The 24,873-nt window shown below is 76.0% G+C and carries 23 protein-coding genes and 1 riboswitch; of the genes, 19 read left to right on the top strand and 4 right to left on the bottom strand.

Annotation, left to right across the window (positions count from 1 at the left end; genetic code table 11):
- Nucleotides 1–182: 182 nt before the first annotated feature.
- A complete protein-coding gene (locus Q1K26_RS01285; RefSeq protein ID WP_300007183.1) occupies nt 183–587 on the bottom strand; it encodes a hypothetical protein in 405 nt (134 codons plus the stop codon).
- A 158-nt stretch (nt 588–745) separates the two neighbouring features.
- Between Q1K26_RS01285 and Q1K26_RS01280 the strand changes: the two genes are divergently transcribed.
- Together Q1K26_RS01280 and Q1K26_RS01275 are read left to right on the top strand one after the other, a co-directional pair.
- Entirely contained in the window at nt 746–2,434 is a 1,689-nt protein-coding gene (locus Q1K26_RS01280; protein ID WP_300007181.1) for an AMP-binding protein, read from the top strand.
- 152 nt (nt 2,435–2,586) lie between these two features.
- Nucleotides 2,587–2,826, top strand: a complete 240-nt coding sequence (locus tag Q1K26_RS01275) for a hypothetical protein (protein ID WP_300007179.1) — start codon at nt 2,587–2,589, stop codon at nt 2,824–2,826.
- Here Q1K26_RS01275 and Q1K26_RS01270 read toward each other — a convergent pair.
- On the bottom strand, nt 2,805–3,458 hold the full coding sequence (locus Q1K26_RS01270; RefSeq protein ID WP_300007177.1) for a flavin reductase family protein: 654 nt from the start codon (nt 3,456–3,458) through the stop codon (nt 2,805–2,807). The two genes, Q1K26_RS01275 and Q1K26_RS01270, sit on opposite strands and share 22 nt — an antisense overlap.
- Before the next feature lie 173 nt (nt 3,459–3,631).
- Between Q1K26_RS01270 and Q1K26_RS01265 the strand changes: the two genes are divergently transcribed.
- Nucleotides 3,632–4,546 carry a cobalamin biosynthesis protein gene (locus Q1K26_RS01265; RefSeq protein ID WP_300007175.1) on the top strand — a complete coding sequence of 305 codons (915 nt, stop codon included), beginning with the start codon at nt 3,632–3,634 and terminating at the stop codon, nt 4,544–4,546.
- A gap of 75 nt (nt 4,547–4,621) precedes the next feature.
- On the opposite strand, the gene Q1K26_RS01260 is transcribed toward Q1K26_RS01265, so the two are convergent.
- Nucleotides 4,622–5,404 carry an SURF1 family cytochrome oxidase biogenesis protein gene (locus tag Q1K26_RS01260; RefSeq protein ID WP_300007173.1) on the bottom strand — a complete coding sequence of 261 codons (783 nt, stop codon included), beginning with the start codon at nt 5,402–5,404 and terminating at the stop codon, nt 4,622–4,624.
- Nucleotides 5,405–5,422: 18 nt separating this feature from the next.
- On the opposite strand from Q1K26_RS01260, the gene Q1K26_RS01255 reads away from it, so the two are divergent.
- The 16 genes from Q1K26_RS01255 to cobA all read left to right on the top strand — a co-directional run bounded on the left by Q1K26_RS01255 (nt 5,423) and on the right by cobA (nt 23,515).
- Complete coding sequence (locus Q1K26_RS01255; protein ID WP_300007172.1) at nt 5,423–6,928, top strand: cobyric acid synthase; 1,506 nt, start codon at nt 5,423–5,425, stop codon at nt 6,926–6,928.
- A complete protein-coding gene (locus tag Q1K26_RS01250; protein ID WP_300007170.1) occupies nt 6,925–9,150 on the top strand; it encodes a VWA domain-containing protein in 2,226 nt (741 codons plus the stop codon). Before Q1K26_RS01255 ends, Q1K26_RS01250 begins: the two co-directional genes overlap by 4 nt.
- Before the next feature lie 19 nt (nt 9,151–9,169).
- Nucleotides 9,170–9,784, top strand: coding sequence for a cob(I)yrinic acid a,c-diamide adenosyltransferase (cobO, locus tag Q1K26_RS01245; RefSeq protein ID WP_300007168.1), 615 nt, complete (start codon nt 9,170–9,172; stop codon nt 9,782–9,784).
- A gap of 7 nt (nt 9,785–9,791) precedes the next feature.
- The gene (locus Q1K26_RS01240) at nt 9,792–10,763 is read left to right on the top strand and encodes an aldo/keto reductase (protein ID WP_300007217.1); all 972 of its coding nucleotides are present in this window, start codon (nt 9,792–9,794) and stop codon (nt 10,761–10,763) included.
- A 199-nt stretch (nt 10,764–10,962) separates the two neighbouring features.
- Nucleotides 10,963–12,456: a cobyrinate a,c-diamide synthase gene (locus Q1K26_RS01235; protein WP_300007166.1), complete on the top strand. Its 1,494-nt coding sequence runs from the start codon at nt 10,963–10,965 to the stop codon at nt 12,454–12,456.
- A gap of 26 nt (nt 12,457–12,482) precedes the next feature.
- Nucleotides 12,483–13,859: a wax ester/triacylglycerol synthase family O-acyltransferase gene (locus Q1K26_RS01230; RefSeq protein WP_300007164.1), complete on the top strand. Its 1,377-nt coding sequence runs from the start codon at nt 12,483–12,485 to the stop codon at nt 13,857–13,859.
- Entirely contained in the window at nt 13,856–14,860 is a 1,005-nt protein-coding gene (locus Q1K26_RS01225; protein WP_300007162.1) for a patatin-like phospholipase family protein, read from the top strand. Before Q1K26_RS01230 ends, Q1K26_RS01225 begins: the two co-directional genes overlap by 4 nt.
- Nucleotides 14,861–14,918: 58 nt before the next feature.
- The gene (locus Q1K26_RS01220; protein WP_300007160.1) at nt 14,919–15,674 is read left to right on the top strand and encodes an alpha/beta fold hydrolase; all 756 of its coding nucleotides are present in this window, start codon (nt 14,919–14,921) and stop codon (nt 15,672–15,674) included.
- A 213-nt stretch (nt 15,675–15,887) separates the two neighbouring features.
- Entirely contained in the window at nt 15,888–16,703 is an 816-nt protein-coding gene (gene cobM / locus Q1K26_RS01215) for a precorrin-4 C(11)-methyltransferase (RefSeq protein WP_300007158.1), read from the top strand.
- A 396-nt stretch (nt 16,704–17,099) separates the two neighbouring features.
- Nucleotides 17,100–18,317 (top strand): precorrin-6y C5,15-methyltransferase (decarboxylating) subunit CbiE, encoded by a 1,218-nt coding sequence (gene cbiE, locus Q1K26_RS01210; protein ID WP_300007156.1) that lies wholly within the window; start codon nt 17,100–17,102, stop codon nt 18,315–18,317.
- Nucleotides 18,314–19,975 (top strand): precorrin-3B C(17)-methyltransferase, encoded by a 1,662-nt coding sequence (gene cobJ / locus Q1K26_RS01205; RefSeq protein ID WP_300007154.1) that lies wholly within the window; start codon nt 18,314–18,316, stop codon nt 19,973–19,975. Before cbiE ends, cobJ begins: the two co-directional genes overlap by 4 nt.
- Before the next feature lie 27 nt (nt 19,976–20,002).
- Complete coding sequence (locus Q1K26_RS01200) at nt 20,003–20,206, top strand: ribbon-helix-helix protein, CopG family (RefSeq protein WP_300007152.1); 204 nt, start codon at nt 20,003–20,005, stop codon at nt 20,204–20,206.
- Nucleotides 20,207–20,220: 14 nt separating this feature from the next.
- Nucleotides 20,221–20,589: a type II toxin-antitoxin system death-on-curing family toxin gene (locus tag Q1K26_RS01195; protein WP_300007149.1), complete on the top strand. Its 369-nt coding sequence runs from the start codon at nt 20,221–20,223 to the stop codon at nt 20,587–20,589.
- Between the two features lie 86 nt (nt 20,590–20,675).
- A riboswitch (cobalamin riboswitch) is annotated at nt 20,676–20,753 on the top strand.
- Nucleotides 20,754–20,811: 58 nt separating this feature from the next.
- Nucleotides 20,812–21,402: a precorrin-8X methylmutase gene (locus tag Q1K26_RS01190; protein WP_300007147.1), complete on the top strand. Its 591-nt coding sequence runs from the start codon at nt 20,812–20,814 to the stop codon at nt 21,400–21,402.
- Nucleotides 21,399–22,304, top strand: a complete 906-nt coding sequence (locus Q1K26_RS01185) for a sirohydrochlorin chelatase (RefSeq protein ID WP_300007145.1) — start codon at nt 21,399–21,401, stop codon at nt 22,302–22,304. The genes Q1K26_RS01190 and Q1K26_RS01185 overlap by 4 nt, the downstream gene beginning before the upstream one ends.
- Nucleotides 22,304–23,515, top strand: coding sequence for a uroporphyrinogen-III C-methyltransferase (cobA, locus tag Q1K26_RS01180; protein ID WP_300007144.1), 1,212 nt, complete (start codon nt 22,304–22,306; stop codon nt 23,513–23,515). Before Q1K26_RS01185 ends, cobA begins: the two co-directional genes overlap by 1 nt.
- A 3-nt stretch (nt 23,516–23,518) precedes the next feature.
- Here the strand turns inward: cobA and Q1K26_RS01175 are convergent.
- Nucleotides 23,519–24,873: serine/threonine-protein kinase (locus Q1K26_RS01175; RefSeq protein WP_300007142.1), on the bottom strand; the 1,355-nt coding region annotated here is incomplete at its 5' end.

Genomic DNA, 24,873 nt, shown 5'->3' with positions numbered 1-24,873 from the left:
ACGCTGCACTTCCGGGCCCTGTTCACCCGAACAAGTGAGCGATGCCGCGATCGGGCGGCCCATGCGGACAGAACGTCACGACCTGGTCGCACGGAGCCCGCGACTCGCGCGCACGGAGACCCCGACTCGCGCGGGATCTGCGCGAGTCGGGGCGTGCGTGCGCGCGAGTCGGGGTCAGGCGGTCAGGGGGTGGGGGCGTCGGCCGTGACGACCCAGATGCCGGCCGGCCCGGCGGTGGCGGGCTGGGCCAGGGTGAGGGTGCGGCGCGTGCCGTCGGGGCCGGTGAGGTCGACCGTGGTCCCGTCGGCGGAGGCGACGGCCTGCGCGGCGGCCCAGTCGTACGCGGCGGCGCCGTAGGCGAGCGCCACCTCTGAGGGGTCGAGCAGCCACGGCTGCGCCCCCTCGTCGACGCTGCGCTGCAGCTCCCCGCTCCGCCCGGTCGGCCAGGGCAGGGCGACCGCGGCGGGCTGCGGGGCTGCCGGGGCGACGGTGGGCGGGGCCGGGGCCGGTGCGGCGCACCCACCGAGCAGTCCGACCCCGACGAGCACGGCGGCGAGCAGGGCGGCCGGCGAGCGGTGCGCGATCACGGCGGCGACGCTAGCGGCGGCCGGGCGCACCCCGGGCGCGTGCCGCGCGGCACGTCCGGGTGGCGGGGGTGCGGATGTGTCTCCGTCCGGGGGTGAGTCGCCGGACCGCCGATCACTAGGGTGCGGGGCGAGCAGAGCGGCGAGGACGAGGTGGGAACATGAACGAGTCGGCACAGGCCTTCTACGCGGCCCGCGAGTACCTGTGGGCCCATCGCGAGGACTACGACACCGCGTACCGCGACTTCACCTGGCCGCGGATCGAGGAGTTCAACTTCGCGCTCGACCACATCGACGCCGTCGCCGCCGATCCGGAGCGCGGCGCGAAGCGGGCCCTGTGGATCGTCGAGGGCGACGGCAGCGACGCGCACTGGACCTTCGCCGAGCTCGCCGAGCGCTCGAACCGGGTGGCGAACTGGCTGCGCGGGCACGGCGTGGCCCGCGGCGACCGGATCATCCTCATGCTCGGCAACCAGGTCGAGCTGTGGGAGACGATGCTGGCGGCGATGAAGCTCGGCGCCGTGGTCATCCCGGCGACCACGCTGCTGCACGCCAGCGACCTGCGCGACCGCATCGACCGGGGCGGCGCGAAGCACGTCGTCGTCGGCGGGGCGGACGCGGGCAAGTTCGACGACGTCGACGGCGACTACACGCGGATCGCGGTGCGCGGCGCCCCGCAGGGGTGGCTGGACTACGCCGATGCGGCGTCGGCGCCCGCCGAGTTCACCCCCGACGGGGTCACCCGCGGCTCCGACACGCTGCTGCTCTACTTCACCTCCGGCACCACCGCGAAGCCCAAGCTCGTCGAGCACACCCACGCGTCCTACCCCGTCGGTCACCTCTCGACGATGTACTGGATCGGGCTCGAACCCGGTGACGTGCACCTCAACATCTCCTCGCCGGGCTGGGCCAAGCACGCGTGGAGCAACGTGTTCGCGCCGTGGATCGCCGAGTCCTGCGTGCTCGTCATGAACTACGCGAAGTTCGACGCGGCCTCGGTGCTCGCCGTGCTGGACCGGTGCGGCGTCACCAGCTTCTGCGCCCCGCCCACCGTCTGGCGCATGCTGATCCAGGCCGACCTGTCCGGACTGGAGACCCCACCGCGCAAGGTCGTCGGCGCCGGGGAGCCACTCAACCCCGAGGTGATCGAGCAGATCGAGAAGGCGTGGGGTGTGCGGATCCGTGACGGGTTCGGGCAGACCGAGTCCACCGTGCAGATCGGCAACCCGCCCGGCCAGGCCGTCAAGCCCGGCTCGATGGGGCGCCCGATCCCCGGCTACCCGATCGTCCTGGTCGACCCGGCGACCGGCGAGGCCGGGGTCGAGGAGGGCGAGATCTGCATCGACCTCGCCCGGCGCCCGCTGGGCCTGATGGTCGGCTACGCGGGCGACGCCGAGCGCAACGCGGAGGCGATGGCGGGCGGCTATTACCACACCGGTGACGTCGGCTCCCGCGACGCGGACGGCTACATCACCTACGTGGGCCGCGCGGACGACGTGTTCAAGGCCTCGGACTACCGGATCAGCCCGTTCGAGCTCGAGAGCGTGCTGATCGAGCACCCGGCCGTGGCCGAGGCGGCGATCGTGCCGTCGCCGGACCCGGTGCGCCTCGCCGTCCCGAAGGCCTACGTCGTGCTCGCCGCCGGGCACGAGCCCACCGAGGAGACCGCGCGCTCGATCCTGGAGTTCGCCCGCGACAACCTCGCCCCCTACAAGCGGATCCGCCGCCTGGAGTTCGCCGAGCTGCCCAAGACGATCTCCGGGAAGATCCGGCGGGTCGAGCTGCGGGGCCGGGAGAACGACATCCACGCCGACGCGGACGCCACGCCGTCCGGAGAGTTCACCCTCTAGCGCTTGGCGCCGACCGGCGGTCCGGAGGAGGCTGTCACGGCAAGGTCGTGCACGACAGTGTCGGCGACCGCGGGATCTCGACCGTTCGGCGACCCACGCGACGGCGGTCGAACATCCTGCTCGACGCCGGCGAACGGGGGAACGTGAGCATCGTGGCGTCCACAGGCAGCGAACCGGTGGGGCAGGGTCCGATGGCGGGCGAGCTGGCCGGCATGCCCGGCGTGTGGCGGCGGCTGCTGGCCGCGCACGTCCCCGACCGGCTCGGGCGCTGTGCGGCCTGCCGCACGGCCGGTGGGTCGGGGGCCCGCTGGCCGTGCAGCCTGCACTCGGTGGCGGCCGAGGCGCAGCGACTGCACGCGCTGCGGCTGGGTCAGGCGGTCGGCGGGGAGTAGCGCTCCCTCGCGAAGTGCCCGGGCCACTCGGCGTGCCGGATCCGGGTGATCTCGCGCACCTCGCCGATCGTGGACCACTCGTCGCGGCCCAGCCGGGCCAGGGGCCGCAGCCGGCCGATCGCCGGCAGCCCGCCGTCGTGCGCGTCGCCGTCGAACACGTCGGTGTCCACGGCGGCGTGCACGACCCGGCCGATCACCACGGTCGAGTCGCCCAGCGTCAGCGCCTGCTCCAGGCGGCACTCCAGCGCCACCGGAGACTCCGCCACCCGCGGCGGCGCCACGCACCGGCTCGGCTCGGGCGTCAGGCCCACTGCGGAGAACTCGCTCACGCCGGCCGGGAAGTCCGTGCCCGACGCGTTGACCTGCTCGAAGAGCGGCTCGGTCGCCAGGCACACGACGAACTCGCCGGTCTCGCGCACGTTGGTCAGCGAGTCCTTCACCCCGACGCTGGTGAACTGCACCATCGGCGGGTCCACGCAGGAGACCGTGAAGAACGAGTGCGGCGCGAGATTGTCCACGCCGGCGGCCGAGCGGCTGCTCACCCAGGCGATCGGCCGTGGGACGACGACGGAGGTCAGCAGCTTGTAGAAGGGGCGGGCGCCCAGGTCGTCGGGATCGAGATCGGTGCGCATGCACCGATCATCGCGCGCGCCCGTCCCCCGCGCCCGGCCCGGGCCATGATCGATCGCTCGGAAAGCGGGAGGCGCCGTGGCGGCGGCTCCGGTTGCCGAGACGGTGATCAGCGGACGCCGCGGTCCGCGGCACACCCCGGGCGGGGGCGGGTGCGTGGCGTAGCGTCGCCCGGGTGCGGGCACGGGCGGCGGGGCTGCTGCTGGGTTTCCTCGCCGACGCGGTGTTCGGCGATCCCCGGCGCGGGCATCCGGTCGCCGGGTTCGGCCTGATCGCAGCCGGACTGGAGCGGCGCATCCACGCCGATCGTCGGGCGGCGGGCGTCGTCCACGCGGCGGTGCTGGTCGGGGGCGCGGCAGCGCTCGGCGCGCTCGCCGAGCGCGCCGGCCCCCGGGTGCTGGTGACGGCCGCGGCCACCTGGGCCGTGCTCGGCGGCGCCTCGCTGGCCGGGCACGGGGCGTCGCTCGCCGACGAGCTCGCCGCCGGCGAGCTCGTGGCGGCCCGGCGGCGGCTGCCGTCGTTGTGCGGGCGCGACCCGGACTCGCTCGACGCCGCCGGGATGGCCAGGGCCGGCACCGAGTCGATGGCCGAGAACACCTCCGACGCCGTGGTGGCGCCCCTGTTCTGGGGCGCGGTCGCGGGCGTGCCGGGGCTGCTGGCCTACCGGGCGGTGAACACGCTGGACGCGATGGTGGGCTACCGGTCGCCGCGCCACCTGCGGTTCGGCTGGGCGTCCGCGCGGCTGGACGACCTCGCGAACCTGGTGCCCTCCCGGCTGGCCGCGCTGCTGTTCGCGGCGCTGGCCCCGGCGGTCGGCGGCTCCCCCCGGGCCGCGCTGGCGGCGTGGCGCCGGGACGCGCGGGCGCACCCCAGCCCGAACGCGGGGCCGGTCGAGGCCGCCGCGGCCGGGGCGCTGGGCGTCGGGCTCGGCGGGCGGACGGTGTACGCGCACGGGCTGGAGGAGCGCCCGCGCCTGGGCCGCGGCCCCGCCCCGACGCCGGGGGACCTGCGGCGGGCGGCGCGGCTGTCGCGCCTGGTGGGGGCGGCAGCCGCGCTCGTCGCCGCGGCGCTCGCCGCCGCGCGGCCGTGATCAGCTGTGGGGGTCGGGTCGTCGACGTCGATCAGCGCGCCCGGCGACCGCCCGGCCGTGTGCGGGGCGCCGAGTTCACTCGTCGTCTCCGGCCAGGGCCCTGCGCAGGTCGGAGCGTTGCGCCGGGCCCCGACGCTGCAGCAGCTCCAGGCGGATGAAGTAGCCCAGCGCGAGCAGGGCGATCACCCCGAAAGTGATCCACTGCAGCGCGTAGGACAGGTTCGTGAACGGGGCGCCGCCTGCGTCCGGCGCGACCGGGATCGCGCCGAGCACACCGGGCTCCCCGGCCGCGAGCTGCAGCCAGCCCGGCTCCAGGTCCAGGCCGGTCGCGGTGCCCAGCAATCGGGAGTCGACGGCGTAGAGCTGCTGGTAGCCGGCCTCGGTGAGGACCCGCTGCTCCGGGTCGGTCTGGTCGACGCGCAGCCGCGCGGTGATCGTCACCGGTTCGGTGGGCGGCGGGGCGATGTCCGGGGTGACGGCGCCGCTGGGGGTCTCGACCGTGCCGCGGTCCACGGTGAGCAGCCGCCCGTCGGTGGTGCGGAACGGGGTGAGCACCTCGACGGCGGGGCGCCCGTCGACGACGCGCAGCCGCACGAGGCCCTGCGCGTCGGGCAGGTAGCGGCCGGTGACCTCGACCTGGCGCCACTCGATCTCCGGCGACACCCCGGCCCCGGGCTCGCTCAGCGACGCCAGCGGCACCGGAGGCTGGTCCGTGGCGGCGTCGATCGCCTGCTGCTGCGCCGCGCGCTGCGCCTCCCGGCCGAACTGCCACGGTGCCAGGAACGTGTAGCAGGCGACGACGAACGCGACGACGGCCACGATGAGGGCCACCCAGCCCGGACGCAGGAGGAACCGCACGCGCCTACGGTAGTCGGTGTGAGAGGTGCGCTCCTGGTGGCCGGTACCACCTCCGACGCCGGCAAGAGTGCGCTGGTGGCGGGGATCTGCCGGATGCTGGCCCGGCGCGGGGTGTCGGTGGCGCCGTTCAAGGCCCAGAACATGAGCAACAACTCCGTGGTCACGCCGGACGGCGGTGAGATCGGCCGCGCCCAGGCGATGCAGGCCCACGCGTGCGGGCTCGCGCCGAGCACCGCGTTCAACCCGGTGCTGCTCAAGCCGGGCAGCGATCGCAGCTCCCAGGTGGTGCTGCTCGGGCGCGTCGACGGCATGGTCAGCGCGCGGTCGTACCGGTCGCGCAAGGGGCTGCTCCTCGAGACCGTCGTCGACACCCTCACCGACCTGCGCAGGCGGTACGACGTGGTCGTCTGCGAGGGGGCCGGGTCACCCGCGGAGATCAACCTGCGCGGCACCGACATCGCCAACATGGGGCTGGCCCAGGCCGCGGACCTGCCGGTGGTCGTCGTCGGCGACATCGACCGTGGCGGCGTACTGGCCCACCTGTTCGGCACGCTCGCCGTGCTCGACCCGGCCGACCAGGCCCGCATCGCCGGGTTCGTGATCAACAAGTTCCGGGGCGACCCCGGGCTGCTCGCACCCGGGCTGGAGCAGCTGCGCGCGCTGACCGGGCGCCCGACGCTCGGGGTGGTCCCGTGGGCCGACGGGCTGTGGCTCGACGCCGAGGACTCGCTCTCGGTCGTCTCCGACGGCGTGCTCGGGCGCCCGGCGCCGCCGCACGGGTCGGCGTGGCTGCGCGTGGCGGTCGTCCGGTTCCCACGGATCTCCAACGCCACCGACGCCGAGGCGCTGGCCTGCGAGCCCGGTGTCGCGGTCCGCTACGTGACGGAGGCCTCGCGGCTGGCCGATGCGGACCTGGTGGTGCTGCCCGGCTCGAAGTCCACGGTCGCCGACCTGGGCTGGCTGCGCCGCACCGGTCTCGCCGACGCCGTGCTGGCGCACGCCCGCGCCGGGCGACCGGTGCTGGGGATCTGCGGCGGCTACCAGATGCTCGGGCGCCGAGTCGCGGACCCGTCCGGCGTCGAGGGCGGCGACGCGGACGGGCTGGGGCTGCTCGACCTGGAGATCGAGTTCGACACCGTCAAACACCTCGCCAACCCGACCGGCACGGCGTGGGGGGAGCCCGTGCGGGGCTACGAGATCCACCACGGCCGCGTGACCCGCTCCGGCGATCCGGGGCTGATCGGGGCGGAAGGCTCGGACACCGGCCGCGTCTGGGGCACCCACTGGCACGGCCTGCTGGAGAACGACGGCTTCCGGCGCCGGCTGCTGGACCGCGTCGGTCGGGAGGGTTTCGTCGCCGCACCCGACACCTGCTTCGCCGCCGAGCGGACCGCACAGCTCGACCTGCTCGGCGACCTCGTCGAACAGCACCTCGACATCGGCTCACTTGAACATGTGATCAGTCACGGTCCGCCCCCGGACCTCCCGACCGTGACCTCCGGTCTGGCAGTGTCCCCGTCGTGACCTCCCCGCAGTTCCCGTTCTCCGCCGTCGTCGGCCACGACGACCTCCGTCTCGCCCTCCTGCTCAACGCCGTGCACCCGGGAGTGGGGGGCGTGCTGGTGCGGGGGGAGAAGGGCACCGCGAAGTCGACGGCCGTGCGCGCGCTGGCGGCGCTGCTGCCGCCGGTGTCGGTCGTGCCGGACTGCCGGTTCAGCTGCGACCCGGCCGCGGCCGACCCGGCCTGCCCGGACGGTCCGCACGCTGAGCCCTCGGCGTACGCCGAGGCAGCGGATCGAGAGCGGTACGCACGGTACGGGCTCGCGGACGCCGACCCGGGCCCGGTGGTCGGGCCACCTCGCCACGTCGAGGCCCGGCTCGTCGAGCTGCCCGTCGGCGCCACCGAGGACCGGCTCGTCGGCTCGCTGGACCTGGAGCGGGTGCTCTCGCAGGGGGTGCGCGCCTACCAGCCGGGGCTGCTGGCCGAGGCGCACCGGGGCGTGCTCTACGTCGACGAGGTCAACCTGCTGCACGACCACCTCGTCGACCTGCTGCTCGACGCCGCGGCGATGGGTCGCGCGCACGTGGAGCGCGACGGGGTGTCGGTGTCGCACGCGGCGCGGTTCCTGCTGGTCGGCACGATGAACCCGGAGGAGGGGGAGCTGCGCCCGCAGCTGCTGGACCGGTTCGGGCTCGCCGTCGAGGTACGGGCGGCGCGCGACGTCGAGACCCGGGTGGAGGTCGTGCGGCGCCGGCTCGCGTTCGAGGACGACCCGGCCGGGTTCGCCGCGGCCTGGCGGGACGCGGAGTCCGCGCTCGCCGCCCGGATCGTGGCCGCCCAGGGCCGGGTGGCCGGCGTCGGGCTGCCCGACGCGGAGCTGCGCCGGATCGCGGCGGTCTGCGCGGCGTTCGACGTCGACGGGATGCGCGCGGACCTGGTGATCGCCCGCGCCGCGGTGGCCCACGCCGCGTGGCGCGGGGTCGCGGCCGTCGAGGAGCAGGACGTTCGCGTCGCCGCCCGGCTGGCCCTCCCGCACCGGCGCCGACGCGACCCGTTCGACGAGCCCGGGATGGACGAGGGCGCCCTCGACGACGCCCTGCGCGACGCCGCGCAGGCCGGCGGCCCCGGCGGCGACGGCCCCGGCGGCGGCGGCCCCGGCGGCGGCGGCCCCGACGATGGCGGCCCCGACGGCGGCGGCCCCGACGGCGGCGGCCCCGACGGCGGCGGCCCGGGCGGCGGTGGCCCCACCCCACCCGACCCCGCAACGAACGGCACGCCCGTGCACCCCGAGCGGACGGACGTGCCGTTCGTTGCGCCTGACGAGGGCCCGTCCGATGCACCGGACGACGCGGGTGCCCCCCGTCCGCCCGCGGCCGCGCACGGCACGGCGGGCCGACCCGGCGACGGCGACGGACAGGCCGCGCCGCAGGCCACCGGCATGTTCCGGGCTCGGCGGCTGGAGGTGCCGGGGGTCGGGGAGGGTGCGCCGGGGCGCCGGTCGCGGGCCCGCACCGACGCCGGGCGGGTGGTGCGCCCGACGGCGGCCACGCCCACCCGCGCGGCCGACGTACACCTCCCGGCGACGGTGCTGGCCGCCGCCCCGCACCAGCGCGGTCGGGGCCGCACCGGGCCCGCGCTGCTGGTGCGCCCCGCCGACCTGCGGGGGACCGTGCGCGAGGGACGCGAGGGCAACCTGGTGCTGTTCGCGGTGGACGCGTCGGGGTCGATGGCGGCGAGGGAGCGGATGTCGGCGGTGTCCGGAGCGGTGCTGTCGCTGCTGCGCGACGCCTACCAGCGCCGCGACAAGGTCGGCCTGATCACCTTCCGGGGCCGGGACGTCGAGCTGGTGCTGCCGCCGACGTCGAGCGTGCCCGCCGCGCAGGTCCGGCTGGCCGGCATGCACACGGGCGGGCGCACGCCGTTGGCCGGTGGCCTGCTGCGCGCCCGGGAGGTGCTGCGGGTGGAGCGGCTGCGCGACCCCCGCCGCCGCCCGCTGCTCGTGCTGCTCACCGACGGCCGGGCGACCGTCGGCGTCTCGGGTGACCCGGTCAGCGACGCCTGCCGCGCCGCCGCCCTGCTCGCCGCCGACGGCGTGACGACGGTCGTCGTCGACTGCGAGAGCGGCCCGGTCCGCCTCGGGCTCGCCGCGCGGGTGGCCGCGGCGGCGGGCGGCGAGCTCGTCGGGATCGGGGAGCTGTCCGCCGACCGCGTGACCGGCGTCGTGCACGCCGCCCGAGCAGCCTGAACCCGACGAAGGAGGCACGATGCCGCAGGGCAAGGTCGAGACGGTCCCTGACGACGGGCTCACGACGCGCCAGCGCCGCAACCAGCCGCTGGTCGTCGTGCACACCGGGGAGATGAAGGGCAAGTCGACCGCGGCGTTCGGCCTGGCGCTGCGCGGGTGGAACCAGGGCTGGTCGATCGGGGTGTTCCAGTTCGTGAAGTCGGCGAAGTGGAAGGTCGGGGAGGAGGCCGCGTTCCGGGCGCTCGGCCGCGTCCACGAGCAGACCGGTGAGGGCGGGCCGGTCGAGTGGCACAAGATGGGCGAGGGATGGTCGTGGGTGCGCAAGCCCGGCACCGAGGACGACCACGCCGCGGCCGCGCGGGAGGGCTGGGCGGAGATCCGGCGCCGGATCGAGGCGCAGGCCCACGACGTCTACGTCCTCGACGAGTTCACCTACCCGATGAAGTGGGGTTGGGTGGACGTGCACGAGGTCGTGCGGGTGCTCGCCGCGCGCGAGGGGCGCCAGCACGTGATCATCACGGGGCGGGACGCCGCACCCGAGCTGGTCGCGGCGGCCGACCTCGTCATGCAGACGGCCAAGATCAAACATCCGATGGACGCCGGTCGCAAGGGCCAGCGGGGAATCGAGTGGTGATGCGGTGATGCAACACGTCAACCTGGGGAACACCGGACTGCAGGTCTCACGGATCTGCCTGGGGATGATGAGCTACGGCACGCCCGCCTGGCGGGACTGGGTGCTCGACCTCGACGCCGCGCGGCCACTGGTGCGCGCCGCCGTCGACGCCGGGATCACGTTCTTCGACACCGCCGACATGTACTCCGACGGCGCGAGCGAGGAGATCACCGGCCGGCTACTGGGTGAGCTGTTCGCCGACCGCGACGACTACGTGCTGGCGACCAAGGTGTTCATGCCCGCAGGCGACGGGGCCAACGACCGCGGCCTGTCGCGCAAGCACGTGCTCGCCTCGATCGACCGCTCGCTGCGTCGCCTGGGCACCGACCACGTCGATCTGTACCAGATCCACCGCTGGGACCCGCACACCCCGATCGAGGAGACGATGGAGGTGCTGCACGACGTCGTGCGCGCCGGCAAGGCCCGCTACATCGGGGCGTCGAGCATGTACGCCTGGCAGTTCGCGAAGGCCCAGCACACCGCCGACCTGGGCGGCTGGACCCGCTTCGTCTCCATGCAGGACCACTACAACCTGATCTACCGCGAGGAGGAGCGGGAGATGCACCCGCTCTGCCTCGACCAGGGCGTCGGGGTGATCCCGTGGAGCCCGCTGGCGCGCGGCATGCTCACCCGGCCGCGGTCGGACACCACGACCACCCGCGCGAGGAGCGACGCCCAGGCCAAGCGCTTCTACGCCGACCCCGATCTCGCCGTCGTCGACGCGGTGCAGGAGGTCGCGCGGCAGCGGGGGCTCCCGGCGGCGCAGGTGGCGCTGGCCTGGATGCTGCACAAACCGGCGGTCACCGCCCCGATCGTCGGAGCGACGAAGCGCGGGCATGTCGACGACGCGGTGGCGGCGGTGGAGGTGGAGCTGTCCGACGACGAGATCGCCGCACTGGAGAAGCCGTACGTCCCGCACCCGGTGATCGGGCACCAGTAGCGGTGGCGCGACCGCGCGGGGCTGTCCGCCGGGGCGCTGCCCGCCCCGCGGCGCGAGGGTGCGGCCGGGCCGGGCGTGGATCGGGCGACCGCACCGGCGTCGGGTGCACCGCACCGGCATCCGGACGCGTGTGCGGCCACCACGATGCCGGTGCGGTCGCGTCGGGCGGGGACGCGGGCCGGTGCCGTGAGGGGCGTCGGTGACGGCGCGGGCGCTCGTCGTCGCCGCACCCGCGTCGGGGTCCGGGAAGACCACCTTCGCCACCGGGCTCATGGCGGCGCTGCGGCGGCGGGGGACGGCCGTCGCGCCGTTCAAGGTGGGGCCGGACTACATCGACCCCGGCTACCACGCCCTGGCCACCGGTCGCCCGGGCCGCAACCTCGATCCGGTGCTGGTGGGCGAGCACCGGATCCGGCCGCTGGCCCGGCACGGCAGCGTGGGGGCGGGGATCGCGGTCGTCGAGGGCGTGATGGGCCTGTTCGACGGGCGGCTGCACGACGGGGCCGGGTCGACCGCCCAGGTCGCGGGCCTGCTCGGGGCGCCGGTGGTGCTGGTCGTCGACGTGCGGGGGCAGTCGCGCAGCCTCGCGGCGCTGCTGCACGGGTTCCGCTCGTTCTCCCCGGACGTCGTGATCGGCGGGGTCGTGCTCAACCGCGTCGGCAGCCCCCGGCACGAGGACGTGCTGCGCGCCGCCGCCGACGAGGTCGGGCTGCCGGTGCTCGGCGCGCTGCCCCGCCGCGACGCGCTCGCCGTGCCGTCGCGACACCTCGGGCTGGTCACGGCCGCGGAGCACGGGGCCGCCGCGCACGCCGCCGTCGACGCGATGGCGGAGCTGGTGGCCGCCCACGTCGACCTGGACGCGGTGGTCGCGCTGGCCACGCCCCTGCCGCCGGGGTCGGCCTGGGACCCGGCCGTCGAGACCGCGTACGACGACCCGCGCGCACGGAGGGCCCGACTCGCGCGCACCGGGAGCCCGACTCGCGCGCACCGGGAGCCCGACTCGCGCGCACCGGGAGCCCGACTCGCGCGCACGGAGAGCCCGACTCGCGCGCATGGAGAGCCCGACTCGCGGGGGGTGGTCGGGGTGTTCGGGGGGGCGGCGTTCACGTTCGGGTACGCCGAGCACGTCGAGCTGCTGGAGGCGGCGGGGGCGCGGGTCGTCGTCGTCGATCCGCTGCGGGACGAGGGGCTGCCCGCCGGGATCGGGGGGCTGGTGCTGCCGGGCGGGTTCCCCGAGGAGCACGCCGCCGCGCTCGGCGCGAACCGCCCGCTGCGGGACGCGGTGCGCGAGCTCGCGCGGGCCGGGGCGCCGGTGCACGCCGAGTGCGCGGGGCTGCTGTACCTGTGCGAGTCGCTGGACGGCGCGCCGATGTGCGGGGTGCTGCCCGCCCGGGCCGCGATGGGCGAGCGGCTGATCCTGGGCTACCGCGACGCCGTCGCGCTCGGTGACTCCGCCCTGTTCGCGACGGGGGAGCGGGTGGCGGGCCACGAGTTCCACCGCTGCACCGTGGCGCCCCGAGCGGGGGCGGACCCGGCCTGGGCCTGGCGCGGCGCCGACCCGGAGGGCTGGCGGGCCGGCGGCGTGCACGCGTCGTTCCTGCACACCCATCCGGCCGGGCACCCCGGGGCCGTGCGCCGATTCGTCCGCCGCGCCACCTCCCGTTCACCCCACCGGGGGGCTACTCTTCAGTAGGTACCCTCGACGGAGAGGTGGTCGCCATGGTGGAACGGCTCTCACCGCTGGACTCCTCCTTCCTGTTCATGGAGGAATCGACCACCGCCATGCACGTCGGCGGCCTGATGACGTTCGAGCCGTCACCGGACACGGACCTGGAGGGGTTCGTCCGGCTCATCGGCGAGCGGCTCGCCGCCGTGCCCCGCTACCGGCAGAAGATCCGCGAGGTCCCCGCTCGCCTGGGCCTGCCGGTCTGGGTCGACGACCCGGCGTTCGACCTGGGCTACCACGTGCGTCGCTCCGCGCTCCCGGCCCCGGGCACCGACGCCCAGCTGCGCGAGCTGGTGGGCAGGCTGCAGGGCCGCCCGCTCGACCGCAGCCGCCCGCTGTGGGAGATCTACCTGGTCGAGGGCCTGGCCGACGGCGGGTTCGCGATCATCACCAAGACCCACCACGCGATGGTCGACGGCCTGTCCTCGATCGACATCGGCGCCGTGCTGCTCGACCTCACGCCGACCCCGCGCCCGTCGCCGCCCGACACCTGGGACCCGGAACCGGAGCCGTCGTCGCTCGGGCTGGCCGTCGGCGCGGTGGTCGACCAGCTCAAGCGCCCCCAGCACGTCGTCGACACGATCCGGCAGGCCGCCTCCGACGCCCGCACCGCGGCCACCACGGTCGCGCAGACCGCGGGCGCCGTGGTCGCCGCCGTCACCAACACGCGGGTCGCCCGGTCGCACCCGCTCAACGCCCCGATCGGGCAGCAGCGCCGCTACGCCACCTCGGCGGGGGAGCTCGACGACTACAAGGCGATCCGCAAGGCGCACGGCGGCACCGTCAACGACGTGGTGCTCACCGTCGTCGCGGGCGGGTTGCGGCGCTGGCTCACCACCCGTGGCGAGGACGTGCGCCCCGGCGCCACCGTGCGGGCGATGGTGCCGGTCAGCGTCCGGGCGCCCGGGGTGGAGCTGGGCAACCAGGTCTCCGCGCTGTTCGTCGACCTCCCGGTGGGCGAGGCCGACCCCGTCGCCCGGCTGGAGCAGGTCACCGCGGCGATGCTCGCCCACAAGCAGAGCGGTCAGGCCGTCGGTGCGGGGGCGCTGGTCGGTCTCGTCGGGCTCACCCCGCCCACGCTGCACAGCCTGGGCGCGCGGCTGTCCAGCTCGCTGTCGGCGCGGATGTTCAACGTGGTCGTCACCAACGTCCCCGGACCCCAGTTCCCGCTGTTCGCGATGGGTGCCCGGATGCGTGACATGTACCCGGTCGTGCCGCTGGCGAAGGGCCAGACCGTCTCGATCGGCATCACCTCCTACAACGGCGGCGTGTTCTACGGGCTCAACGCCGATCGCGACGCGATGGGCGACGCCGACGTGCTGGCCGCCTCGATCGGGGAGTCGCTCGACGAGCTCAGGGGGACGGTGTGAGGACCGGACTGGTACTGGGGGCGGGCGGCATCCTCGGCTCGGCGTGGATGGCCGGCGCGCTGTCCGCCCTGGCCCCGCGGCTCGACCGCCCGCTCGGCGAGCTCGACCTCGTCCTGGGCACCAGCGCCGGGAGCGTGCTGGGCGCTGCGCTGCGCTGCGGCATGTCCGTCGACGAGCTGCTCGCGCACCAGCACGGCATGGCGCCCGCCGAGATCGCGGCCGACCTCGACACCGACCTGCCCGACGCGCGCACGCTGGAACGCGAATCCGGTGACGGCCTGCCGCCGATCCCGTGCCCGTGGATGGGGTCGCCGCGGCTGCTGGCGTCGGCGATGATGCACCCCGGCTCGATCGACCCCGTCGTCGCGGCCTCGGCGTTGCTGCCGGTGGGGCGCGCGCGGATGGGGTCGCTGGTCAGGATGGTCGCGGCCCTGCAGACCCGCATCGGCGTCACCACCGACGGCTGGGTGCCCGGGCCGCCGCTGTGGATCGCCGCGGTCGACTACGACTCCGGGCAGCGTGTCGTCTTCGGGTGCGACGGCGCGCCGCAGAGCTCCGTCGGCGAGGCCGTGCTCGCCTCCTGCTCGATCCCCGGCTGGTTCACCCCGCAGCGCATCGGGGGGCGTCGCTACGTCGACGGCGGGGTGGCGTCGAGCACGTCGGTGGGGGTGCTGGCGGCGTCGGGTGCCCCGGAGCTGGACGAGGTGTACGTGCTCGCGCCGATGGCCAGCCACGCCTACGACCGGCCGCGCGACCCGCTCGCCGTCGCCGAGCGGGGCATGCGCCGGATGCTCACGCGCTGGCTCGACGCCGAGGTGGCCGAGCTGCGTGCCGTCGGGACCCGGGTCACGGTCCTGACTCCCGGGCCCGCGGATCTCGCCGCGATGGGCGGCAACCTGATGAACCCCCGGCGCCGCGACCGCGTCGTCGAGGTCTCGCTGGAGACCTCCGCCGTGGCGCTGGACACCCCCACCACCGACACCGGGAGCAGCGCTGCGTAGGGCACCGCACGGCGACCTGGAGATCGCCTTCGAGCAGGTCAATCCCGACGGCGAGCCGTTGCTGCTGGTCATGGGCCTGGGCATGCAGATGCCGTTCTGGCACGACGACCTGTGCGCGGCGTTCGCGTCCGCCGGGTTCGCGGTGGCCCGGTTCGACAACCGTGACGTGGGGGAGTCCACGCACCTGCGCGGCACGCCGTCGCTGCCGGCGGTGATGACCGTGCCCCAGGCGGTCGCGCGCTACCGCATCTCCGACATGGCCGCCGACGCCGCCGCCGTCCTGGACGCACTGGGCTGGGCGTCCGCGCACGTGCTCGGCACGTCGATGGGCGGGATGATCGCGCAGGCGCTGGCGATCGAGCACCCGGCGCGGGTGCGGTCGCTGACCTCGGTGATGTCCACCCCGTCGCCGCGGGTCGGGCGCCCGACCCTCGGCGCAGCCGGTGCTCTGGCCGCCCGCCCCGCCCGCACCGCCGACGAGGCCGCGGAGCGCGTCGTCGCCACGTTCCGGGTGATCGGCTCGCCCGGCTACCCGCTCGACGAGGACTGGCTGCGCCGCTACGGGCGCCTCGCGTTCGCCCGCGGCCACGATCCCGGTGGTGCGCGCCGCCAGCTCGCGGCGATCAACGCCTCGCCGAGCCGGGTCGCGGGGCTGCGCGGGGTCCGCGTCCCGACGCTGGTGGTGCACGGCGAGGCCGACCCGCTCGTCCGCCCGTCCGGCGGCCGCGCCACGGCGGCGGCGGTGCCGGGTGCCCGGCTGATGACGTTCCCGGCATGGGGCACAACCTCCCGCGCGGGCTGTGGCCGGCGCTGACCCGCGAGGTCGCTTCGCTGGTGCGGTGACGGGGTTGCCGCCGCCCGGCCCGGTCTTCGCGCGCCGTGCCGGTTTCCGCGCGCCGTGCCGGGCTTCGCGCGGTGCCGGGGCCGCGCGGGACCCGGGTCGGCGCGCGGGTCGTGGGCCGGGCGTGGGCTGTCTCATGGTGGGGTGCGTGGACGCGACGGCCGTCACGTACGCAGACTGGGACCCGTGAAGACCGGAAGCGTGTCCTTCGTCGGTGCCGGCCCGGGTGCGGCCGACCTCATCACCCTGCGCGGCGCGCGGCGGATCGCCGAGGCCGATGTGGTGGTGTGGGCGGCGTCGCTGGTGATGGAGGAGTGCGTCTCCGAGCACGCGCGCCCGGACGCCGAGCTGATCGACTCGTCGCAGATCGCGCACGACGACGTGCTCGCCCTCTACCGTCGCGCCGCAGCCGAGGGGCTCGCCGTCGCACGGGTGCACTCGGGCGACCCGTCGCTGTGGGGCGCGGTGCAGGAGCAGTACGACGCGGCCGTCGAGATCGGGCTGGACGTGGAGATCGTGCCGGGGGTGTCGGCGTTCGGGGCCGCCGCGGCCGCCGCCGGGCGCGAGCTGACGATCCCCGAGGTGGCGCAGTCGGTGGTGCTGTGCCGGCTCGAGGGCGGCAAGACGCCGATGCCGGAGCGGGAGAAGCTGCGCGAGTTCGCCCGGCACGGCACCACGATGGCGATCTTCCTGTCCGCGGCGCGCACGTCGCAGATGGTCGACGAGCTGCGGGCGGGCGGGTACCCGGACGACACCCCGGTCGTCGTGGCCTACCGCACCACCTGGCCCGACGAGCTGACGATCCGGTGCCGCCTCGACGAGGTCGTCGCGGTGTGCCGGGAGCGCAAGCTCTGGCGGCAGACGCTGTTCCTGGTCGGCGCGGCGCTCGGGGCCTCCGGCACCCGCTCGCACCTCTACCACGCGGGGCACTTCCACACCTTCCGCAAGCCCGACCCGGACGCCCGCCGGGCGCTGCGCGCGGCCCGTTCCGCCACCCCGTGACCGGCCTGCCGCAGCGGCGCGCGATCCCGGTCCGGGAGCCGGCGCCGGGCCCACCTGCTCCCAGTCGCTGTTCGCGGCGGTCGCCGTGCGTCCGGGGGCGGTCATGATCGGCGGACGGGAACCGGGGGGTGTGTCGGGGCCTGTTGGGCGTTCCGGAGCGCCGATCTCGGGGCGGCGGGTGTCGTGTCGGGGGCCCGGTCGCCGGGTGATCAGCGGGTCGCAACGTCCGGGCGTGCCCCACACCGTGGCCGGTTCCCGAACGTCGATCACGAGCCGGGGGGTCTTCCCACCTGCCCGCACCGACCGTCGGGACGGGGCGCAGGCGGCGCCCCGCCGGCACGGCGGGGCGGCGACCACGGCGCCGGGGCCGCCGGGTGCCTCCCGCAGGGTGCGACCGTGTCCCTGACGGTCATCGGCATCGACGGCGCCCCGCTGCCGCCGGGTGCTGCCCGGGCGCTGGCCGCCGCCGAGGTGGTGGCGGGGGCGGGTCGCTACCTGGACCTGGGCCCCGCGTCGGCCGAGCGCGTCGAGATGGGGGCCGTCGGCCCCGCCCTGCGGCGGCTCGACGGCCGCCGTGGGGTGGTCCTGGCCAGCGGCGACCCCGGCTTCTTCGGGATCGTGCGGCTGCTGCGCGCCGCCGGTCACGAGCCCGTCGTGTTCGCGGCCCGATCGAGCGTGGCGCGGGCGTTCGCGCGGGTCGGGCGGCCGTGGGACGACGTGGCCGTGGTGAGCGCCCACGGCCGGGCGCTGCGGCCCGCGGTCAACGTGTGCCGGGCCCGCGCTGCCACCGCCGTCCTCACCGCCCCCGGTGCCGGTCCCGCCGAGATCGGGGCTGCGCTGGCCGGGTGGGAGCGCACGCTGGTCGTCGCCGAGGACCTGGACGGGCCGCACGAGCGGCTCACCACGCTGAGCCCCGCGGAGGCCGCGGCCCGCAGCTGGCGCGAGCCGAACGTGCTGCTCTGCCTGCGCGACCCGGCCGCGGTGCCCCCGGTCGGCTGGTACGCGGGCAGTCCGCCGCTCGCCGCGACCGACGGCGGAACGGAGGCACCGGACACGGTGCCACCCGACGCCGGGCCGGGGTGGGCGCTGCCGGAGGAGTCGTTCACCCACCGCGGCGGGATGATCACCAAGTCGGAGGTGCGGGCGCTGGCCCTGGCCCGGCTCGCGCCCGGCCCGGGCACACTGGTCTGGGACGTCGGTGCGGGCTCGGGAGCGGTCGCCGTCGAGTGTGCCCGGCTCGGCGCCGCGGTGGTCGCGGTCGAACGTCGCCCCGACGACGCCGACCGCGTCCGCGCCAACGCCGCCGCGCACGGCGTCGACGTGCGGGTCGTGCCCGGCATGGCGCCCGACGTGCTCGCCGGGCTGCCCGAACCCGACGCCGTGTTCGTCGGCGGCGGCGGGCCGGAGGTGGTCGAGGCGGTGACCGCGACCGGGGTCAGGCGGATCGTCGTGGCCCTCGCCGCGCTCGACCGCATCGCTCCCACCCGGGCCGCGCTGCGCGGCTACCGCGTCGAGGGCGTGCAGCTCGCGGCGTCGCGGCTGGCGGAGCTGCCCGACGGCAGCGTCCGCCTCGCCGCCACCAACCCGATACTCCTGCTCTGGGGGACCACATGATCGCGCTGTTCGCCGTGACCGACGCCGGGCGCCGGACGGCCGCCGAGCTCGCCCCCGCGCTGGGCGGGCAGGTCCGCGCGCTCGACGAGCTGCCGACGCTCTGGCCCGACCTCGACGGCGCCGTGTTCCTCCTCGCCACCGGTGCCACCGTGCGGCTGGTCGCGCCGCTGCTCGCCGACAAGCGCACCGACCCCGGCGTGGTGTGCGTCGACGAGGCCCGCCGCTTCGCCGTGGCGCTGTGCGGCGGCCACGAGGGCGGCGCGAACACCCTCGCCACGCGGGTGGCCGCCGCCCTCGGTGCCGAGCCGGTGATCACCACCGCGTCCGACGCGGCCGGGAGCACCGGCCTCGGCGAGCTGGTGGACCTGCTCGGCGCCACCGTCGACGGCGACGCGGCCGCCGCGGGCACCGCGCTGCTCGACGGCACCGCCCGCGTGGAGAACCCGCTGGGCTTCCCGCTGCCGCCGCTGCCCACCCGCACCGGCGAGCCGCGGCACACGATCACGATCAGCGACCGCGCCGCCCCCGGCGCCGCACCGGGCTGGACGCTGCTGATCCCGCAGACCCTCGTGGTCGGCATCGGCAGCGCGCGCGGGGCGACCGCCGCCGCCGTCGCCGAGACGCTGCGCCGCGTGGAGACCGAGCACGGCTACGACCTGCGGGCCGTGCGGGCCGTGGCGTCGGTCGACCTCAAGGCCGACGAGGAGGGCATCCTCGCCGCCATCGCGCCCTTCTCGCTGACGACCTTCCCGGCGACGGTCCTGGCGCAGGTGCCGGTACCCAACCCGAGTGACGTGGTGCGCGCCGAGGTCGGGACCCCCAGCGTGGCCGAGGCCGCCGCGCTGCACTGCGCAGGCCCCGGCGCCGAGCTCGTCGTCGAGAAGATCAAGGGCGACAACGTGACCGTCGCCGTGGCCCGCGTGCGGCCGAAGGGGCGGCTCGCGCTGGTCGGGCTCGGGCCGGGTGCCGCGGACCTGCGGGTGCCGCGCGCCGACGCCGAGCTGCGCCGCGCGTCGATCGTGGTGGGCCTGGACCAGTACGTCGACCAGGTCCGGCATCTGCTGCGCCCCGGCACCGAGGTGCGGGCCAGCGGGCTGGGCGAGGAGGAGCAGCGCGCCGCCGACGCCGTCGCGCTCGCCGCCAAGGGCCACGCGGTCGCGCTCATCGGCTCCGGCGACGCCGGGATCTACGCGATGGCCAGCCCCGCGCTGGAGGGCGCCGGAGCCGACATCGACGTCGTCGGGGTGCCCGGGGTGACCGCCGCGCTCGCCGCGTCGTCGCTGCTCGGGGCGCCCCTGGGGCACGACCACGTGCTGATCTCGCTCTCGGACCTGCACACCCCGTGGGAGGTCATCGAGCGCCGCGTGGCCGCCGCGGCCGCCGCGGACCTCGTCACCTGCTTCTACAACCCGCGCAGCCGCGACCGGCACTGGCAGCTCGGCGCCGCGCTCGACGCGTTCCGCGCGCACCGCCCGCCGACCACGCCGGTGGGGGCGGTGCGGCAGGCCGGGCGGGCCGGGCAGCGGGTGTGGACCGCGGCGCTCTCCGATTTCGACCCGGCCGAGGTGGACATGCTCACCACGGTGGTCGTCGGGTCGAGCACCACGCGGATGGTGGCCGGGCGGATGGTCACACCGCGCGGATACCGCTGGAGCTAGTGGTATCACAGTGGTATCGTCGGGCTCATGGCCATGACGCTGCGACTGACCGAGGACGAGTCCGACGGCCTGCGGGAGGAAGCCGAGCGCGAGGGCCGCTCGATGCAGGACGTCGCGCGGGCCGCTGTGCGCGAGTACCTCGCCCGTCGCGGCCACGACCGGCTGGTGGACGAGGAACTCCAGTACGTCATCACCCGCTACGCCGACGCATTGCGGCGGCTCGGGGAGTGATCCGGTACCTCTCGATGGAGCAGCTGTTGCGGATCGCCGACGCCGCGATCGAGGGGGATGTCGTCGTCCGCGACGTCGGCCTGCTCGAATCCGCCCTCGCGCGCCCGCAGACGACCCTGTTCGGCGAGGACGCCTACCGCGGCCTCCACACGAAGGCCGCCGCGCTCCTGCACTCGCTGGCCGGCAACCACGCGCTGATCGACGGCAACAAGCGGCTGGCGTGGGCCGCGACCGCCGTCTTCCTCGGCATCAACGGCCACCGCGTCGAGACGACGGACGGCGAGGTGGTCGAGTTCGTGCTGGCGGTTGCGGCGGGGGAGCCGGCCGAGCTGCCCGACATCGCGGAGCGCCTGCAAGCCTGGTCGGCACCGGGGCGCCCCTGATCCGCGTTCCACGATCCTGTCCGCCTGCTCACGTCCCGGCCCGGCCCGCCGCAGCCGGGTTATGCTCACCCCGATTTCCGGCGCGTGGGAACCCGGTGCGAGCCCGGGGCGGTCCCGCCACTGTGACCTCGGACGGGACGACATCCGACCGGGGAAGCCAGACCCCACGCGTCGCAGCCACCGTCCGACCGGGCGAGGACACCCGGGGAGGAGTTCCGCGCAGTGCGCACCGTGCACCCCATCGAGACCGAGTCCTACGCGATCCTTCGCACCCGGCTCGACACCACCGACCTGCCCCCGCTCACCCGCGCCGTCGTCGAGCGGATCGTGCACACCACCGCCGATCCCACCTGGGTCGGTGACCTGGTCTGTGACGAGGACGCCCTGCGGGCCGGGCGCGCGGCGCTGCGCGACGGGGCACCGCTGGTCACCGACGTCCGGATGGTGGCGGTCGGCGTCACCACCCGCCCCGCGACCGTCGCGCTCGACCTCGCTCCGGCACCGGTCGACGGGCTGACGCGCTCGGCCGCGGGCATCCGCGCGGCCGCCGCCCGGCACCCCGACGGCGCGGTCTGGGTCATCGGCAACGCGCCCACCGCGCTGGCCGAGCTGTTGCGTACGGGGGTGCGCAGCCCGCTGGTGATCGGGCTGCCGGTGGGGTTCGTCGGCTCGGTCGCGGCCAAGGCGGCGCTGCGTGCGGCCGGCCGGCCCGCCCTGTCCAACCGCTCCGAACGCGGCGGGGCGGCCGTCGCGGCCGCCGCCGTCAACGCTCTCCTGTACACCGTCGACTCTCCCTGCGAGGACCTCGTATGACCCCGCTGCTGCTCGTCGGCCACGGCACGGTCGACCCGACCGGCGTCGCCGAGTTCGTCGCGTTCACCGACCGGGTGCGGCGGATGCTCGCGGCCGACGCGATCGACGTCGACGGCGGGTTCATCGAGCTCTCCCAGCCCACCGTGCACGAGGCGTGGGACCGGCTCGCCGCCGCCGGGCACACCCGGATGGCCGCCGTACCGATGGTGCTCGCCGCCGCGGGCCACGCGAAGGGCGACATCCCCGCGGCCCTGCAGCGCGAGGTGCTGCGCCACCCCGGCGCCGGGTACGTCCACGGCCGCCCGCTCGGCCCGCACCCCACGCTGCTGGAGATCCTGGACAGGCGGATCGGGGCCGTCGCCCCGCAGGAGGGCACGGCGGTGCTGCTGGTCGGCCGCGGGGCCACCGACCCCGACGCCAACGCCGAGGTCTGCAAGGTCGCGCGGCTGCTGCAGGAGGGGCGTGGGTACGACTTCGTGGAGACCGCGTTCGTCTCGCTGGCCTGGCCCGACGTCGCCACCGGGCTCGCGCGGTGCCGGGCGCTGGGCGCGCGCCGCGTCGTCGTCGCCCCCTACTTCCTCTTCGACGGGGTGCTGCCGCGCCGCGTCGTCGCGCAGGCGCAGGCGTTCGGGGCCGAGCACCCCGACACCCGCGTCGACTGCGCCGGGTACCTCGGCGACACCGACGCGCTGGCCCGCCTCGTCGTGGAGCGCTACCGCGAGGCGCTGCACGGCGACATCCGGATGAACTGCGACACCTGCGCCTACCGCGTGCTGCTCCCGGGTTTCGAGGAGAAGCTCGGCAGGCCCCAGACGCCGCACCACCACCCGGACGATCCCTCCGTCGGCCACGGCCACGGCCACGCGCACGGTCACGGGCACGCCCCGGTGGCGGGGGAGTGATGGACCCGTATCTCGTCGGGCTCGACCTGGGCGGTCGCCGCGTGGTGGTCGTCGGTGGCGGCACGGTGGCGCAGCGGCGGATCACCGGGCTGCTGGCCGCCGGCGCCGACGTGCTGGTGGTGGCCCCGGCGGTCACTCCCGCGGTCGAGGGCATGGCCACGGCGGGGGAGCTGGTGTGGGCCGGGCGCGGCTACCGCGACGGCGACCTCGACGGGGCCTGGTACGTCGTGGCCTGCACCGACGTGCCGCAGGTCAACGCGGCCGTCGCCGCCTCGGCGGAGGCCGCGCGCACGTTCTGCGTCCGCGCCGACGACGCGACCGGGGGCAGCGCCGTCACCCCCGCCGTCGGTCACCACGACGGGCTGACCGTCGGGGTGCTCGCGGGCCGCCACCCCCGGCGCTCGGCGGCCGTGCGCACCGCGCTGGTGGAGGCCCTGCAGGCCGGCCTCGTCGACGACACCGCGGACCCCGTCACGCCGGGGGTCGCGCTCGTCGGCGGCGGGCCCGGAGACCCGGAGCTGATCACCGTGCGCGGTCGGCGGCTGCTCGCCCGCGCCGACGTCGTCGTCACCGACCGGTTGGGTCCGCGCGAGCTGCTCGACCAGCTCGCCCCCCATGTCGAGGTGATCGACGCGTCCAAGATCCCCTACGGGCGGGCGATGAACCAGGCCCGGATCAACGAGCTGCTGGTCTCCCACGCGCGGGCGGGCCGGTTCGTGGTGCGGCTCAAGGGCGGTGACCCCTACGTCTTCGGCCGCGGCTTCGAGGAGGCGCTCGCCTGCGCCGAGGCGGGCGTGCCGGTCACCGTCGTACCCGGGGTGACCAGCGCGTTCGCCGCCCCGGCCGTCGCCGACGTGCCGGTCAGCCACCGCGGCGTGACCCACGAGATCGTGGTCGTGTCCGGGCACGTCGCGCCCGACGACCCGCGCTCGCTGGTCGACTGGCCCGCGCTGGGCCGGTTGCGCGGCACGGTCGTGCTGCTCATGGCCGTCGAGCGGATCGGTGCGTTCGCCACCGCGCTGATCGACGGAGGCCGCCCGGCCGACACCCCCGTCGCCGTGGTGCAGGACGGAACCATGCGCATCCAGCGCTCGGTGCGCGCCACGCTCGAGACGGTGGGCGACGTGGTGCGGGAGCGGGGCATCAGCCCGCCCGCGGTGGTGGTCGTCGGACCGGTGGCCGGGCTCGGGGAGTCGGTCACGACCGGGTAGCGGTCAGCAGGCGCGGGAGGCCAGGACGTCGCTGGTGCGGATGAGCCACTCCGGGCCGGGGCCCGCCATGTCCCAGGCGATCTCCCACTCGGTGCACGCCTGGTCGCCACCGGGCCCGTCCTCGGGGGCCTGGGTGCTGACGAACGTCCAGACGACGTCGAGGGAGCCCCCGTCCCCCTCGCGCACGGCGGCGACGACCGGCTCGTCGACCTCCCGGGGCCGCTGCAGGTCCAGCCACGCGGCCAGGCCGTTGCCCGCGGTGCGGGAGTCGGGGCTGAACAGGGCGAACGTCTCGGCGTACCGCTCGTCGTTCACGGTGTCGACGTAGGCCTGCACCGTCGACAGCACGTTCTCGGTCTCCGGGTGCGCCACCCCGGCGGCGACGGACACCACCGCGCGGTCCGGTGCGACCGTCGTGGTCGGGGTGCCCGTGGCCGAGGCCGCCGCCGGCGGGGGCACCGACCCGCCGCCGGTGCGCGGGAGCGTGGCCGCCAGCACGCCGCCGACGGTCAGGGCCGCGACGGCAAGGGCCGCGGCGATCCCGACGACCAGGCGTGTGGGCCGGCGCGGAGCCTGCCGCGGGGGCACGACGGTGGCCTCGGGCCCGGGCCACGACCGGCTCGGGGCCGGTCCCGGCAGCCGGGCCGTCGCCGGCCACGAGGGCACCGGACCGTCCGGGCCCGGTGGGTGCGGGGCGGTCGCCGGCGCAGCATCGATCGCGAGGCTCGTCGGCGCCGCGGCCTCCTCGGTGACCGTCGGCGCCCCCTCGATCACCGCTCGGGTGACCGGCTGCCCGGTGGCGCGCTGCGCGTCCTGCAGGGCGAGGGCGGCGTCGCCCGCGCGGGCGAACCGGCCGGCCGGGGTCTTGGCCATCAGCCGTTCGAGGACCCGGCACACGGTGTCGGGGACGCCGTGCGGGCGCAGATCGGGAACCGGCTGTCCCACGATCCGGGTGAGCATCACGAGCAGGTCCTCGGGGCCGCTGCCGACGAACGCCGGCGCCCCGGCGACCAGTGCGAACAGGGTGGCGCCCAACCCGTACAGGTCGGTCTGGACGGTGGTGGCGCCCTCGGCCAGCCGCTCGGGCGCCGCGTATGCGGGGCTGGCCCGGACCCCGCCGGAGGTCTCGGTGACGCCGGGCAGGCGCGAGATGCCGAAGTCGCCCAGCTTCGGCTCGCCGTAGCGCGACACCAGGATGTTGGCCGGCTTGAGGTCCAGGTGCACGACCCCTTGGCGGTGGATCGCCTCAAGCGCCATCGCCGCCGCCGCGATGATCCCCATCGCCTGTTTGGGGTCCATCGGCAGCGGGTTTTGCGCGAGGATCTGCTCCAGCGACGGGCCGTCGATAAACTCGCTGA

Source organism: Pseudonocardia sp., from assembly GCF_029263155.1.
Lineage (GTDB): Bacteria > Actinomycetota > Actinomycetes > Mycobacteriales > Pseudonocardiaceae > Pseudonocardia.
The sequence above is the reverse complement of the archived record's forward strand: the minus strand, read 5'-3'. Positions and strand labels throughout refer to the sequence as shown.

Coding starts and splice junctions, on each gene's coding strand:
- cobJ (WP_300007154.1), top strand. CDS start 18,314: ATGATCGCGCTGTTCGCCGTGACCGACGCCGGGCGCCGGACGGCCGCC.
- cobA (WP_300007144.1), top strand. CDS start 22,304: ATGGACCCGTATCTCGTCGGGCTCGACCTGGGCGGTCGCCGCGTGGTG.
- Q1K26_RS01195 (WP_300007149.1), top strand. CDS start 20,221: ATGGAGCAGCTGTTGCGGATCGCCGACGCCGCGATCGAGGGGGATGTC.
- Q1K26_RS01280 (WP_300007181.1), top strand. CDS start 746: ATGAACGAGTCGGCACAGGCCTTCTACGCGGCCCGCGAGTACCTGTGG.
- Q1K26_RS01270 (WP_300007177.1), bottom strand. CDS start 3,458: ATGCGCACCGATCTCGATCCCGACGACCTGGGCGCCCGCCCCTTCTAC.
- Q1K26_RS01200 (WP_300007152.1), top strand. CDS start 20,003: ATGGCCATGACGCTGCGACTGACCGAGGACGAGTCCGACGGCCTGCGG.
- Q1K26_RS01230 (WP_300007164.1), top strand. CDS start 12,483: ATGGTGGAACGGCTCTCACCGCTGGACTCCTCCTTCCTGTTCATGGAG.
- Q1K26_RS01240 (WP_300007217.1), top strand. CDS start 9,792: ATGCAACACGTCAACCTGGGGAACACCGGACTGCAGGTCTCACGGATC.
- Q1K26_RS01185 (WP_300007145.1), top strand. CDS start 21,399: ATGACCCCGCTGCTGCTCGTCGGCCACGGCACGGTCGACCCGACCGGC.
- cobO (WP_300007168.1), top strand. CDS start 9,170: ATGCCGCAGGGCAAGGTCGAGACGGTCCCTGACGACGGGCTCACGACG.